The organism is Citrobacter sp. RHBSTW-00599 (assembly GCF_013784065.1).
Taxonomy (GTDB): Bacteria; Pseudomonadota; Gammaproteobacteria; order Enterobacterales; family Enterobacteriaceae; genus Citrobacter; species Citrobacter braakii.
Genome location: NZ_CP056717.1, coordinates 1,934,143 through 1,949,343 on the forward strand (window position 1 = coordinate 1,934,143; position 15,201 = coordinate 1,949,343).

Annotated in this window: 14 protein-coding genes; all 14 read left to right on the forward strand. The window is 41.1% G+C overall.

Annotated features, from left to right (window positions below; all coding sequences use genetic code 11):
- The first annotated feature begins 1 nt into the window (after nt 1).
- The 14 genes from wzxC to HV243_RS09290 all read left to right on the forward strand — a co-directional run bounded on the left by wzxC (nt 2) and on the right by HV243_RS09290 (nt 15,187).
- The gene (wzxC, locus tag HV243_RS09225) at nt 2-1,480 is read left to right on the forward strand and encodes a colanic acid undecaprenyl disphosphate flippase WzxC (RefSeq protein ID WP_053388856.1); all 1,479 of its coding nucleotides are present in this window, start codon (nt 2-4) and stop codon (nt 1,478-1,480) included.
- Between the two features lie 23 nt (nt 1,481-1,503).
- Entirely contained in the window at nt 1,504-2,784 is a 1,281-nt protein-coding gene (gene wcaK, locus HV243_RS09230) for a colanic acid biosynthesis pyruvyl transferase WcaK (RefSeq protein ID WP_053388857.1), read from the forward strand.
- On the forward strand, nt 2,781-4,001 hold the full coding sequence (gene wcaL / locus HV243_RS09235) for a colanic acid biosynthesis glycosyltransferase WcaL (protein WP_053388858.1): 1,221 nt from the start codon (nt 2,781-2,783) through the stop codon (nt 3,999-4,001). Before wcaK ends, wcaL begins: the two co-directional genes overlap by 4 nt.
- A gap of 11 nt (nt 4,002-4,012) precedes the next feature.
- Nucleotides 4,013-5,407, forward strand: coding sequence for a colanic acid biosynthesis protein WcaM (gene wcaM / locus HV243_RS09240; RefSeq protein WP_053388859.1), 1,395 nt, complete (start codon nt 4,013-4,015; stop codon nt 5,405-5,407).
- Nucleotides 5,408-5,555: 148 nt separating this feature from the next.
- The gene (locus HV243_RS09245) at nt 5,556-6,551 is read left to right on the forward strand and encodes an SDR family oxidoreductase (RefSeq protein ID WP_053388860.1); all 996 of its coding nucleotides are present in this window, start codon (nt 5,556-5,558) and stop codon (nt 6,549-6,551) included.
- Between the two features lie 236 nt (nt 6,552-6,787).
- Nucleotides 6,788-7,678, forward strand: coding sequence for a UTP--glucose-1-phosphate uridylyltransferase GalF (gene galF, locus HV243_RS09250; RefSeq protein ID WP_053388861.1), 891 nt, complete (start codon nt 6,788-6,790; stop codon nt 7,676-7,678).
- A 297-nt stretch (nt 7,679-7,975) separates the two neighbouring features.
- A complete protein-coding gene (locus HV243_RS09255; RefSeq protein ID WP_046275979.1) occupies nt 7,976-8,368 on the forward strand; it encodes an adenylyltransferase/cytidyltransferase family protein in 393 nt (130 codons plus the stop codon).
- A 15-nt stretch (nt 8,369-8,383) separates the two neighbouring features.
- On the forward strand, nt 8,384-9,481 hold the full coding sequence (locus HV243_RS09260; protein ID WP_053388862.1) for a CDP-glycerol glycerophosphotransferase family protein: 1,098 nt from the start codon (nt 8,384-8,386) through the stop codon (nt 9,479-9,481).
- A 23-nt stretch (nt 9,482-9,504) separates the two neighbouring features.
- Nucleotides 9,505-10,245: a glycosyltransferase family 2 protein gene (locus tag HV243_RS09265; protein WP_181603983.1), complete on the forward strand. Its 741-nt coding sequence runs from the start codon at nt 9,505-9,507 to the stop codon at nt 10,243-10,245.
- 63 nt (nt 10,246-10,308) lie between these two features.
- Entirely contained in the window at nt 10,309-11,124 is an 816-nt protein-coding gene (locus tag HV243_RS09270; protein ID WP_053390243.1) for a hypothetical protein, read from the forward strand.
- Nucleotides 11,117-12,349, forward strand: coding sequence for an EpsG family protein (locus HV243_RS09275; protein ID WP_046275999.1), 1,233 nt, complete (start codon nt 11,117-11,119; stop codon nt 12,347-12,349). Before HV243_RS09270 ends, HV243_RS09275 begins: the two co-directional genes overlap by 8 nt.
- Nucleotides 12,349-13,656, forward strand: a complete 1,308-nt coding sequence (locus HV243_RS09280) for a flippase (protein ID WP_131350949.1) — start codon at nt 12,349-12,351, stop codon at nt 13,654-13,656. Before HV243_RS09275 ends, HV243_RS09280 begins: the two co-directional genes overlap by 1 nt.
- Entirely contained in the window at nt 13,641-14,510 is an 870-nt protein-coding gene (locus tag HV243_RS09285) for a glycosyltransferase family 2 protein (RefSeq protein ID WP_053389921.1), read from the forward strand. Before HV243_RS09280 ends, HV243_RS09285 begins: the two co-directional genes overlap by 16 nt.
- Entirely contained in the window at nt 14,507-15,187 is a 681-nt protein-coding gene (locus tag HV243_RS09290) for a TcdA/TcdB catalytic glycosyltransferase domain-containing protein (protein ID WP_053389920.1), read from the forward strand. The genes HV243_RS09285 and HV243_RS09290 overlap by 4 nt, the downstream gene beginning before the upstream one ends.
- Nucleotides 15,188-15,201 lie beyond the last annotated feature (14 nt).

Below are 15,201 nucleotides of genomic sequence, written 5' to 3' on the forward strand. Positions count from 1 at the left end.
CATGAGCTTACGAGAAAAAACGCTTAATGGCGCAAAGTGGTCGGCGATTGCTACGGTGATCATTATTGGTCTGGGACTTATCCAGATGACCGTCCTGGCGCGGATTATTGATAACCACCAGTTTGGGTTGTTAACCGTGTCGCTGGTGATCATTGCGCTGGCCGATACGCTGTCGGATTTCGGTATCGCCAATTCAATTATTCAGCGCAAAGACATCGGTTATCTTGAGCTGACAACGCTGTACTGGCTCAACGTTGGGCTGGGTATGGTGGTATGTGTGGCGATGTTTCTGCTTAGCGGGACGATTGCCAGCGTGCTCAATAATCCCGAACTGGCGCCACTCATCAAAACCTTATCGCTGGCGTTTGTGGTGATACCGCACGGGCAGCAGTTTCGCGCGCTGATGCAAAAAGAGCTGGCCTTCAACAAAATTGGCATGATTGAAACCAGTTCGGTGTTGGCCGGTTTTACCTTTACCGTGGTCAGCGCCCATTTCTGGCCGCTCGCGCTGACGGCCATTCTCGGGTATCTGGTGAACAGTACGCTACGAACGCTGCTGTTCGGCTATTTTGGTCGCCGGATTTACCGTCCGGGGCTGCATTTTTCGCTGGCATCCGTTTCGTCGAACCTGCGTTTTGGTGCGTGGCTGACGGCAGACAGCATTATCAATTACCTCAATACCAACCTTTCCACGTTGGTTTTAGCCAGAACGTTGGGCGCAGGTGTGGCGGGCGGATTCAATCTCGCCTGGAACGTGGCGGTTGTTCCCCCGATCAAACTGAACCCGATTATTACCCGTGTCCTGTTTCCGGCGTTTGCCAAAATTCAGGACGACAGTGAAAAGCTACGGGTGAATTTTTACAAGCTGCTGTCGGTGGTTGGGATCATCAATTTCCCGGTACTCCTGGGATTGATGGTGGTGTCGAACAATGTGGTGCCGCTGGTATTTGGCGAGAAGTGGAACGGTATTATTCCCGTCTTGCAACTGCTGTGCATTGTTGGACTGCTGCGCTCTGTGGGGAATCCGATCGGTTCACTGCTGATGGCGAAAGCACGGGTCGACATCAGCTTCAAATTCAATGTGTTCAAAACCTTTCTGTTTATTCCCGCCATTTTCATCGGTGGTCATCAGGCCGGGGCGATTGGCGTGACGCTGGGCTTTTTGCTGGTCCAGGTGATTAACACGATCCTCAGTTACTTCGTGATGATCAAACCTGTTCTTGGCTCCAGCTACCGCCAGTACATGCTCAGTCTGTGGCTGCCGTTATATCTCTCTTTACCTACCCTTGTGGTGAGCTATGCGCTGGACGTAATGCTGCGCAGCCAACTGTCGCCAGGCGCGTTGCTGGGGATCCAGGTAGCGGCAGGAGCGCTGGCGTTCGCGGCGATGATTGTGGTGTCGCGCCATCCGTTAGTGGTGGAAATAAAACGCCAGCTCTGCCGCAGTGAAAAAATGAAAACCTTGCTTCGTGCAGGATAAGAACAACGCTTTAAGAGGTCATAATGAAACTATTAATTTTAGGTAACCATACCTGTGGGAACCGTGGGGATAGCGCGATACTGCGCGGTTTGCTGGATGCCATTAACGCGTTGCGTCCTGAGACTGAAGTGGATGTTATGAGCCGTTATCCGGTGAGTTCTTCGTGGTTGCTGAACCGCCCGGTGATGGGCGATCCGCTGTATTCGCAGATGAAGCAACACAATAATGCTGCGGGCGTTATGGGACGCGTGAAGAAAGTGCTGCGTCGTCGCTATCAGCATCAGGTGCTGCTCTCGCGTGTCACCGATTCCGGTAATCTGCGCAATATCGCGATCGCCCAGGGGTTTACCGATTTTGTTCGTCTGCTGTCGCGCTACGACGCCATTATCCAGGTCGGCGGATCGTTTTTTGTCGATCTGTATGGCGTACCGCAGTTTGAACATGCCCTGTGTACGTTTATGGCGAAAAAACCGCTGTACATGATTGGCCACAGCGTGGGGCCATTCCAGGATGAACAGTTTAATCAACTGGCGAACTACGTTTTTGGACACTGTAATGCATTGATTTTGCGTGAATCCGTCAGTCTGGATCTGATGAAGCGCAGTGCAATAAACACGGATAAAGTCGAAACCGGAGTAGATACCGCCTGGCTGGTAAACAACCATGATGAGGATTATGAGCCTGATTATGCCGTACAGCACTGGTTACACATGGCGGCAAAACAGAAGACCGTTGCCATTACTCTGCGTGAGCTGGCTCCTTTTGATAAGCGTCTGGGGACAACGCAGCAGGCCTATGAGCAAGCCTTTGCCGGGGTAGTGAACCGCATCCTTGATGAAGGTTACCAGGTGATAGCGCTGTCAACCTGTACCGGTATTGATAGTTACAACAAAGATGACCGCATGGTGGCGTTGAACCTGCGCCAGTATATTAACGACCCGGGCCGTTATCACGTGGTGATGGATGAACTCAACGACCTGGAGATGGGGAAAATTTTGGCTGCATGCGATCTGACTGTGGGGACTCGTTTACACTCGGCCATCATCTCGATGAATTTTATGACGCCAGCCATCGCCATTAATTATGAGCATAAATCGGCAGGGATCATGCAACAACTGGGGTTAGCAGAGATGGCCGTCGATATTCGCCATCTGCTCGATGGCAGCCTGGAAGGGAAGGTCACCGATGCTCTCGGACAGCTACCTGAGCTGAACATACGTCTCGGCGACGCGGTTAAGCGTGAGCGTGAACGTGGGGTGAACATGGTGCAATCGGTTTTAACGCGTATTGAGGGGGAAAAATGAAGGTTGGCTTTTTCCTGCTTAAATTTCCGCTCTCATCCGAGACCTTTGTACTCAATCAGATTACCGCATTTATCGACATGGGCTACGACGTGGAAATTGTCGCGTTGCACAAGGGCGATCTTGAAAATACCCATGCTTCATTTAATACCTACCGTCTGGGTGAAAAAACGTGCTGGTTACTGAATGAGCCGAACAGCAAACTGGCGAAGCTTAAGTATAGGGCAGTGGCGGCCCTGCGCGGTATTACCCACGCAGCCACCTGGAAAGCGCTGAATGTTTCACGCTATGGCGATGAGGCGCGCAATCTGATTTTGGCGGCCATTTGTGGCGCGAACCCGCGGGCGTTTGAAGCGGATGTCTTTATCGCTCATTTTGGACCCGCAGGCGTAACGGCCGCCAAACTGCGTGAGCTTGGGATGATTCGCGGCAAAATCGCCACGGTATTTCACGGCATTGATGTTTCGCATCGGGATGTGCTTGCCCACTACACCCCTGAATATCAGCAACTGTTTGAACGTGGGGATTTGATGTTACCTATCAGCAACCTCTGGGCCGGACGTTTAAAAAATATGGGGTGCCCGCCGCAGAAAATCGCGGTCTCGCGCATGGGAATCGATATGACGCGCTTTACGCCCCGCCAGTTGAAATCGCCAGCCGCACCGCTGGAGATTATCTCTGTCGCCAGGTTAACTGAGAAAAAAGGACTGCACGTCGCCATCGAAGCCTGTCGTCAGTTGAAAGAGCAGGGCGTTGCATTCCGTTATCGCATCCTTGGCATTGGCCCCTGGGAGCGTCGTCTGCGTACGCTAATTGAGCAATATCAACTTGATGATGTGATTGAGATGCCTGGCTTTAAACCCAGCCATCAGGTGAAGGAAATGCTTGAGCAGGCGGATGTCTTTTTGCTGCCGTCGATCACCGGAAGGGATGGCGATATGGAGGGGATCCCGGTGGCGCTGATGGAGGCGATGGCAGTGGGGATCCCGGTGATTTCCACCGTCCATAGTGGGATCCCTGAACTGGTCGAGTCGGGCAAGTCTGGCTGGCTGGCACCGGAAAACGATGCGCAGGCGCTGGCAGAGCGATTAGCGGCATTTAGCCTGCTCGACAGTGAGCAGGTGCAGCCGATTGTGCAGTGCGCGCGAGAAAAAATTGCAACTGAATTTAATCAGTTAGCGATCAATAAACAGTTAGCCAGTCTGCTGCAAACGATGTAAATCGAGGTTGTATGTCAGAGAAAAAACTCTCACGCCGTACTTTTCTGACGGCAGGCTCTGCGCTTGTCGTGCTGCATTCTCCCGTTGTTCGGGCGCTAGAATCACCGGGCAGCGTCAACATTCAGGATTACAACCCACAGGATTGGGTGGCCTCTTTCAGGCAGGCGTTCAAAGAAGGACAAACGGTCGTCGTACCAACAGGGCTGGAATGTAAGGATATCAATACCGCCATCGTTATCCCGCCAGGCAAAACGCTATTCCTGCAAGGGCGAATAAGTGGCAATGGCCGTGGGCGCTTTGTTCTGCAGGATGGATGCAAGGTGATGGGCGAGCAGGGCGGGAGCCTGAGGAACGTTACCCTCGATGTGCGGGGGTCGGACTGTGTGATAAAAGGGATTGCCATGAGCGGTTTCGGTCCGGTGACGCAAATCTATATCGGCGGTAAAACCTCGAGGCTGATGCGTAATCTGACTATCGATGATATTACCGTCACGCGCGCTAACTATGGCATTTTGCGTCAGGGTTTTCATAATCGAATGGACGGCGTAAAGATCACGAACAGCCGTTTTAGCGATTTACAGGGTGATGCTATCGAGTGGAATGTAGCGATAAATGACAGCAACATCCTCATTTCTGACCATGTCATTGAACGTATCAACTGTACCAACGGCAACGTGAACTGGGGCATCGGCATCGGTCTGGCGGGGAGTACCTATGACAATACCTATCCCGATGAACTGGCGGTAAAAAACTTTGTGGTAGCGAACATAACCGGTAGCGACTGTCGACAGCTAGTGCATGTGGAGAACGGCAAACACTTTATTATTCGTAATATTACCGCGCGAAATATCACTCCGGATTATAGTAAGAAAGCGGGCATTGATAATGCGACGGTCGCTATTTACGGATGTGATAATTTCGTAATTGATAATATCAATATGGAGGATAGTGCAGGTATGCTCATTGGTTACGGCGTAATCAAAGGGCGTTATTTATCCATTCCACAAAACTTTAAGTTAAATAATATCCATCTGGATAATACGAAACGTGAATACAAATTGCGCGGTATTCAGATCTCCTCGGGTAATGCGACTTCATTTGTGGCGATTACCAATGTAGAAATGAAGCGTGCCACGCTCGAGTTACACAACCAACCGCAGCATCTTTTCTTACGTAACATCAAAGTGATGCAGCAATCTGTAACGGGACCCGCACTTAAGATGCACTTCGATCTCCGTCAGGATGTGCGCGGCAAGTTTATGGCAAAACAGGACACATTACTCTCGCTGGCGAATGTCCATGCGGTAAACGAAACCGGGCAAAGCTCAGTTGACATCGACCGGGTAAACCATCAGGTGGTGAATGTCGAAGCGGTGAATTTTCGACTCCCGGGACGTGGGGGATAACCTCACTATAATCTTACTGGATATCATTGGCTAAAAGATTATAATCACTCAATTACTGTTAAAGCTGGGGCTGGGCAGCATTGACTACTCAGGGGAGACGCTCATCTTTATCATATGTTTCTTGTGTTACGAACAGACAAAGTGATTTATGAACGATAAAGTTTTGCTCATCGGTGCATCCGGATTCGTGGGTACCAGACTCCTGGAAACGGCAATTACAGATTTTGAAATCAAGAATCTTGATAAACAACAGAGCCACTTCTACCCACAAATTACGCAGATTGGCGATGTTCGCGACCAACAAGCCCTGGATCAGGCGCTGTCAGGCTATGACACAGTAGTGTTGCTAGCGGCTGAACACCGTGATGATGTCAGTCCTACTTCACTCTACTATGATGTGAATGTTCAGGGGACGCGCAATGTATTGGCCGCTATGGAGAAAAATGATGTAAAGAACATCATTTTCACCAGTTCTGTCGCGGTTTATGGCCTGAACAAGATCAACCCTGATGAAAATCATCCTCACGATCCCTTCAACCACTACGGCAAAAGTAAGTGGCAAGCGGAAGAGGTCCTTCGTGAATGGCATGCTAAGGCTCCAAATGAACGTTCGCTGACCATTATCCGCCCGACGGTTATCTTTGGCGAACGCAACCGCGGCAACGTTTATAACCTGCTGAAGCAGATCGCGGGCGGTAAATTTATGATGGTTGGGGCTGGTACTAATTATAAATCAATGGCTTATGTCGGGAATATTGTTGAGTTTATCAAGTATAAACTGAAAAATGTGACAGCTGGTTACGAGGTTTATAACTACGTTGATAAACCTGATCTCAATATGAATCAACTGGTTACTGAAGTGGAACAGAGCTTAAGTAAAAAAATCCCCTCAGCGCACTTACCTTACGCTTTGGGCATGTTTGGTGGCTATTGCTTTGATATTTTGGGAAAAGTGACAGGCAAAAAATATGCCGTCAGCTCTGTGCGCGTGAAGAAGTTCTGTGCCACAACACAGTTTGATGCAACAAAAGTCCATTCCTCTGGTTTTGTCGCTCCTTACACATTGTCCCAGGGACTGGATCGCACTTTAAAATACGAATTTTTACACGATAAGAAAGATGACATCACATTTGTCTCAGAGTGATTGTTGTTTGTAGAGTATCAGGGGCTCAGTTAACTATGACTTTTCGGAATGTTAAAAATACGACTCTATCGGTACGTTTCCGAGGAATCTGAGTTCATCTCGGTGCTGGTAAAGTGTAGTGTTTGCATTCGGTTGACCTTAACCCGGTTATTTCGTGTTGAGGATGGAGCCAGCAATACTGGCTAACGTACGGCTAAAGTCTATACTTTATCAGCCGTTATGAGGTAGGAGAGAGAATGACTAATTTGAAAGCAGTTATCCCGGTAGCGGGCCTTGGGATGCACATGTTGCCGGCCACGAAGGCAATCCCGAAAGAGATGCTACCGATCGTTGACAAGCCGATGATTCAATACATTGTCGACGAAATTGTAGCTGCAGGTATCAAAGAAATCGTTCTGGTGACTCACGCTTCTAAGAACGCGGTTGAGAACCATTTCGACACCTCTTATGAACTCGAGTCATTGCTTGAGCAGCGTGTTAAGCGCCAGTTATTAGCTGAGGTGCAGTCGATCTGTCCGCCTGGCGTGACTATCATGAACGTTCGTCAGGCTCAGCTGCTGGGGCTGGGTCATTCAATTCTTTGTGCTCGCCCGATTATCGGGGATAACCCGTTTGTTGTGGTATTACCAGACGTCGTTCTGGATACTGCAAGTGCAGATCCGCTGCGCTACAACCTGGCTGCCATGGTTGCTCGTTTTAATGAGACAGGGCGTAGTCAGGTGCTGGCTAAACGTATGGAAGGCGATCTGTCTGAGTACTCTGTTATTCAGACCAAAGAGCCTTTAGATAATGAAGGCAAAGTCAGCCGTATTGTTGAATTCATTGAAAAACCAGACCAGCCGCAGACTCTGGATTCCGATCTGATGGCTGTAGGGCGCTACGTGCTTTCTGCTGATATCTGGGCAGAACTGGAGCATACCCAGCCAGGTGCCTGGGGGCGTATTCAGTTGACGGATGCTATTGCTGAGCTGGCGAAAAAACAATCTGTCGATGCGATGTTGATGACGGGCGACAGCTACGACTGCGGTAAAAAAATGGGCTATATGCAGGCGTTCGTGAAGTATGGGCTACGGAACTTGAAGGAAGGGGCGAAGTTCAGGGAAAGCATCAAATCCTTGCTCTCCTAAGTATTACCTAATCATTTCATTGAAATGCGGTAGCCTTGTACTCCACATCTTCTATTTATGGAGTGCATGCTACCTTTTATGTTTTTGCCCGTGAGAAAATGCAGTAATCTTGGGCGTTATAACCTTTGAAAGTTATCGGTAGACTGTTGTAGTGATAAGTAACAGCGCCTGAATCACTCGTTTTGTTGAGGGAATAGTTGGCGACGTGGATAATTTGTCAAATAGTGCACGGGTAGCTGTTAAGCCTGGGGCGGTAGCGTGTTTAAATGTGGTGTAGCAATTTTAGAGGATTAAAAAATGAAGAAAGTTATTACTTTTGGGACATTTGATATATTTCATATAGGCCACATTAATATTTTAGAAAGAGCTGCGGAGTTTGGTGATTATCTTATTGTGGGTGTATCTTCGGATGAACTCAATTTCTCTAAAAAACAACGATATCCAGTCTATAATGAAAAGGAAAGGGTGAAAATTATCTCTTCACTGAGAGTGGTCAATGAGGTATTTATAGAAGAATCATTAGAACTGAAACTAGAATATATAAAAAGATATAATGCGGATATTTTGGTGATGGGGGATGATTGGGAAGGGCGATTTGATTGGGTTAAACCTGCATGTGAAGTGATTTATTTACCAAGGACACCTTCAGTTTCTACTACAGAAATAATTGAGATATGTAGTAAAAGGTAGGAAAGAGAAATATTAATGAAATATATCAGGATTATACTAGAGTTAATAACTCTTATGGTGCTACTTCCTTTCAATCGTTTGATTTCAAAAAAATATTACATATTTTATTCTCCACTTGGCTATGTAGGCAATGTTAGGTATGTTTTTGAATATTTTGAAAAGAAAGGTGAATGTGTATTATTTATAACTAATGATCATCTAAAAAAATCATATTTTTCTACGTTATTAAAATTGATCCAAGGACGTTATATTTTCCTCACGCATGGCGTTGGTCGGCTTCCTTTTCTTTTTTTTCTTAATCAACGTGTACAGCTATGGCATGGATTACCAATAAAAAAAATCTTGCTAGATTATCGTGGTGATTATCAAAAAAGCAAATATTGTTTCATAAATGTGCTTTTAAAAAAAATACTCAAAGCTAGAATAAATTTATTTTATAATTATCTTGTTACTTCAGATAGTGAGCTTGGTAAACATTTATCTCAGTCGATGGCTTTGCCATCGCAAAGAGTGCTAAAATTAGGCACGCCATCTATTGCAAAATCATACGAATATTATGCCTTAAATAAAGGAAATCCCGCTGGCACCAGCTCTGTCTACAAAGTGTTGTATATGCCAACGTGGAGAGATGGCAGTAGTACAGTCTCAGAGATTATTGATAGCTTTATCAGTGAACATGCGTTCTTTAAGGAAAATAATATTGAGATTTTCTGTAAATTGCATCCTTTAGACATTAAATATAACAAAACAAAAGAAATTCCTGTGAATGGTAATATTTATCTCCTGGAGCAATCAGAAGACATTGTTAAGTTATTATCAGGTTTTGATTGTTTGATAACTGATTATTCTAGTGTGTGTTTTGAATTTTTCCCACAGCAAAAACCATGTATTTTTTATGTGCCAGATCTAATCGATTATTTTAATAAACGAGAAGCTTATATTAATGTAGAGCATTTTTATTCTGGGCAACCTCGTGATATTCAAATGTTGAAAAATACTCTGCTGGAATCACGTAATGGCAGATGTAAAAATATCGATTACAAATTTTATTGTGGAGACAATACTTCGGCACTAGAAAATATTTATAATAAATTTGCAATCTGCAAGCTTTAAATATCATAGTGTTGGAATTAGAAATGGTAGATGAAATTTTTTCAATTATTATGCCTGCATATAATGCAGAGAAAACTATCGCAGCAAGTATCAATTCTGTGTTAATGCAAAGTGAGAGTGACTTTAAATTATATATAGTTAATGATTACTCAACAGACCGCACTAAGGAAATAATCTTGTCATTTTCTGACAAGAGAATCACATATTTAGAGAATGAAGCTAACATGGGGGTGGCTGAAACCAGAAATAAAGCGATAGAGGCATGTAATGGAATATATATATGCTTTCTAGATAGCGATGATTTATGGCACCCTCAAAAACTTGAAAAGCAATTAAGTATATTAAATAAAGGCTGGGATGTTGTTGCAAATAATTACTCCACCTTTAAAGATGATATTTCAAATGTAGTTAACAAACGAATTTCTCCGGAAATAATAAATTTCGATGATATGTTAAAAAGTAATTATATTGGTAATCTTACCGGTATATATAATGCGAAGAAATTAGGTAAGTTTTATCAAAAAACAATTGGCCACGAAGATTATGTCATGTGGCTAGAGATCTTCGCAAAAAGTAGGCAGGCTTATTGTATTCAGGAGAATCTCGCATACTATAGACTTTCTAAAAATTCTGTTTCGGCTAATAAATTAATCGTAATGACATGGCAGTGGACTATTTACCGAAAGGTGTTACATCTTCCTGTAATAAAGTCGATATATTACTTCCTTTGTTATGTTTATTTAGGGCTTGCAAAACGAGTATGAATGTTACCGTTAATGATGTGACTCAAATAATAAATTTCTAAATAAACAGGGAAATGATGCAACATGAAATTAGCAATTGGAATTTCGACAGTTGGTAAGAGTATAAATGATCTTTATGACAAAGTTAAAAACATAAGCTCCAATGTTGTTGTTATAATATCACATCAGGATAATTTTGATACAAAAATAGATAAAATGCTTACGCAACTATCAAATGTATATATTATAACCAAGAATGAACGAGGTTTAAGTAAAAGTCGGAATGTTCTTTTAGACAAAGCAATAACGTTGGGCATAGACTATTTAATTATCAGTGATGACGATGTTTACTATAGAAATGATGGTTTAGAACTGTTAAGCCAGTACCTGATTAAAGAAGAACATTCATCTCACTATCAGTTTCAAAGCTGTGATGAAGCAAATCACCTTCGTAAGAAATATAAACCAGAAAGTTATGAACTCAAAAGGCTTGATGTCTTTAGCGTATCCTCAATTGAAATGTGCATAAATATTTTTCTGGTTAAAGAAAGTAATATAAGGTTTGATGAACGCTTTGGTTTGGGCAGTGTTTATTCTGCTGGTGAAGAACCGATATTCTTATCGGATGCCCTTAGTCATAATCATCATATACGATTTCTGCCAATTACTGTTACTATACATCCATTAGAAAGTTCAGGTATTAGAATTTATACTGATGAGAACACATTAGCAGCTCGAGGTGCTATATTTAAACGATGCCTGGGGAATGTCACAGGAATTCTTTTTGTGACTGCTTTTTGGTTTAAAAAGTTCATCTTGGAAAAGAAAAAAATTGATAATAAAATACCAAAAATTAGAGCGTTGTGTATTCTCATAAGAGGGTGCTTTAAAAATGTTTAAAGGAACAAGCGGATTGAGTAATAAAATCCCAAACATTTTGATGACGCAATATCTTCCGGTGATTTTAAGTGCATTTTTTTCCTTATTAATATTTTACTACCCTCTATTATCTGTAATAATTTTGGTTTTCTTATCTCCACTTTTAAGTCCTCTGGCCCGAAGATTATCCCTGATATTTGTTGCCACAACAATAATTGTCTTTTTTGCAACGCAGAAACCGTTTAGTGATATTGCCGAATATATGTCTATTTATAATGGCATATATGATGGAAGTGTCGAGGTTTTCAACTATCCGCGTTTTGGTAAAGGTCTTGAATTTATGTTCTTGGCTTTTATGAAATTTGTTGGATATATTACAGGTGCTAATGAACAGGCTTTATTGTTAGTAAGTTACTGCTTAATAGTTGCGTTGTTGACGTCGATAACAAAGGATATCGATAATAAATTCCGAGTAATGTTGTTAGGCCTATTTTTCCTTAATTTGGGATTTATTGAAGTTACTTCATATTTTTTACGTCAGATTATCTCGACCTTGATTTTTCTTTATGCAATAAAATCTACGACCAGATATCGATGGGCATTATTCCTGGTTAGCTTTTTCTTTCATATTTCTGCTGCTATTAATATTCTCATCTATATTGCATATCGTTTAACTAGAAAGCAAAAGGTTTCGTTGCCGATTGTTATTGTTTTTTCATTTTTAGGAGCTTCATTTCTTTTTTTATCTCCGCTTTTCGATTTTCTTCTACAGCGATTTAGTGATGTGTCCTCAAATGACAAATTCAGCACATTACCTGTAAATTACATAATAATTACTACCGTTAATTTATTAATAATATGCCGGTTACGATTTCTGTCAGGAAATAAGGAACGCTTGATTTCATTCCTATTAATTAAAGAAGTTGTACTTTTTTATACACTTTTACCTTTCCCTGCCTTGTCAAATAGATTAGGCATGATTTTATTTGCACTTTATCCATTCTTTTTGAAAAATTACTTGTTTAATTCCGGTATGAAATTTAAGCAAAAATATTTTTACGGTTGCTTATTGTTAGGAATAAACTTGATCCCTTTCCTGTACTTAATGCTTAATGTTACTGCAGGAAATAATTCTTACACATTCCTTGAGTCGCGCCCTTTAAATGAAAATGTGTATAATATAATAAGTTACCTAATGCACACATTTAGCAATGGCCTTGAATATATAAATCAGGGTAACGAATAATGAAAAAATATCTTAGTAATCTTTTTTGGCTATTAAGTGATAGAGTGTTTATGCTTGTTTTTCAGCTTTCACTTTTTTCCGCAATAAAAAGATTATATGGACTGGATACGTTGGGGGAGTGGGCAACAATAACCAATCTTTCTCAACTATTATTATCTTTTTTCTTATTGGGCATAGATGTTATCGTTGTCAAACGAATTGTTGAGAATCCAAACAAGGCTGGTAATGAAATTGGCTCTGCCCTTTTTCTGCAATTTTTAGGCATTGTAGCCTACATGTTGTCGATGATTGCAATTGTATATTTTGCGTATTCACATATGGAGTATGCTATATTCTTTTTGTCAATAATCCTGATATCGAATTTATTGAGCTTGTTTTCTAAAGTTATTTATTTTCATTACAGTGCCTTAGTTGAGTCAAAGTATCGGGCTTTCACTATTATTTTTAGCATTACTTTATCATATATTTATTTATGGATGTGTATATATTTTGAGTGGTATGTTTTTTATGCTTATCTACTTTTCTATGTATTTCAGGGAGTATTGAGTGTAATCATTTATTTTTATTGGTTTAAGCCAGGGTGTAAATGGGGGGTAGACAGAAATACTGTAAAGATTTATTTTTCATTAGGAATGAAATTAATTATCTCAACTGTAAGTGTTTCATTATTTGCGCAATGTGATGTTTTACTTCTTGAGCACCTGGTTGGAACGAATGAAACTGGCGCTTTTAGCGCAGCGTTGCGTATTTCAGCGATTTGGTTTATGTGTGCCGGGATCATAGGGAATGCTTTTTTCCCAAAAATTGTTCAACTGGCTAATAGAAATGAAAATGACGCGTTCCTGTTTCTTGAATGGATTTGTGGTGCGGTAAGTTTGTTAACTGTGATTGCATCAATCGTTGTAACTTTTCTCGCACCGTTCATTATGAAAATTTTATATGGCGAGGGAATGTTACTATCCTCTCATATCCTGTCTATTCATATATGGACAAGTTTATTTATATTCCTTGGTACGTTCTCATCAAAATGGTTATATGCCAAGAATTGGATTAATTTGGATATATATAAAACTGTGGTAGCTGCGATTTTGAATGTGATATTGAATATTATTTTTATTCCTATATATGGGGCGATTGGTGCAGCTATTGTATCGATGATCTCCTATTGCGTAGCTAACTTTGTATTTTTCCTTTTCATAAAAAAAACAAAGCCATTATTTTTCATGCAACTAAAAAGCTTGGCCTATATTTTTACACCATGGCGAGTTATTACTAACTATCCGAGAATAAAATGCCTGTTTCAATAGTCACTCCTGTGTACAACAGAGCCACTCTTATTGGCAACTTATTTCAATCATTGCTCAAGCAAGATATCTATGATTTTGAATGGATCGTAATAGATGATGGGTCAACGGATAATATTAAAGATGTCATGCATGAATTTCAATTGTCATCTCCCTTTACTATAAAGTTTCACCAAAAAGAAAATGGAGGCAAACCTTCAGCTGTAAATAAAGGAGTGAAAGAAGCAAGTTTTGATTGGATTTATATTGTTGATAGTGACGATTTTATTCCACAAGATGCTATCTCTGTAATATTGCATGATGTTATAAAAGCAGTTGACCCGTACTGTGCGGGAATGGTTTATTTGAAAGCTTTTTCTGATTCTGGTAATATTGTTGGCGAAAAATTTAGAAGCAATACCCTTGATTATAAATGTTTTTCAGGGGTAAAAGGAGATAAAGCTTTAGTATTCAAGAGAGATTTGCTGAAAAAAAATCCATTCCCTATTTTTGATAATGAAAAATTTATAACAGAAGCATATTGCTGGAATAAAATATTAGATGAACATTATCTTCTTGCAAATAATAAAGTTATTTATTTGTGTGAGTATTTAGAAGATGGCTTGACACATAATTACTACAGTCTTTTAAAGAAAAACAAACGGGGAACCTTGGCTTTTGTTACTTCCAATCTTTTATTAAAAAATATCAATTTAAATATTTATAAGCAAGCGATATATCATTTTTCTCCGGTGATGAATAGTGAAAATTTAAACTTTATTAAAAGTAAGGTTTCATTAATTAGATATTATATATTTAGAATGTTGTTAGTGTTTTCCTCTTTCAAGAAAAACTTATTAAAGGTATTGAAAAATTGATTCCTAAAATAATCCATTATATTTGGCTGGGAGGGAATCCTCTCCCTAAAATGTATTCTGATTGCATGAGCACATGGTCAGTTTATGCAAAAGGTTTTGAAGTTAATTTATGGGATGAAGAAAAATATTTTGAAGTTTTTGGCACGAATAAATACGTTGATGAAATGCTAAAAAAAAAGAAATATGCTTTTGCTACTGACTATATTCGTTGTCAAATACTTGCAAGGTTCGGTGGTATTTACCTTGATACTGATATGGAACTTATTAAAGACATAACTCCATTGGTTAACAACGTTGCTTTCTTGGGTGAAGAAGATATTGCAACACCCAGTTGCGGAATATTGGGCTGTGAACCGGGTTTTTGGCTCTTTGAACAGTTAAAAGATCATGTGGCAGAGGCTAAGGGACTTATTACCATTCCTGTTTTATTGAAGAAGTTATTAATGTCTCAGGGGATCGAGCGTGACTTAGCTCAGCCATTTAGCACAGTTAAAGATGTAACCATTTATAATGCGGATTATTTTTATCCATTTAATCCTTACGGTAAAAATAAACGTGAGCAACTTCTTTTGATTTATATAACTCAGGATTGCTATGCTATTCATCACTGGGCTAAAAGCTGGAAGCTTTCAGTGCCGGAGAGAATCATAAAAAAAATTAAAAATTACATAAAATAGTTTTTCGCGGTAAC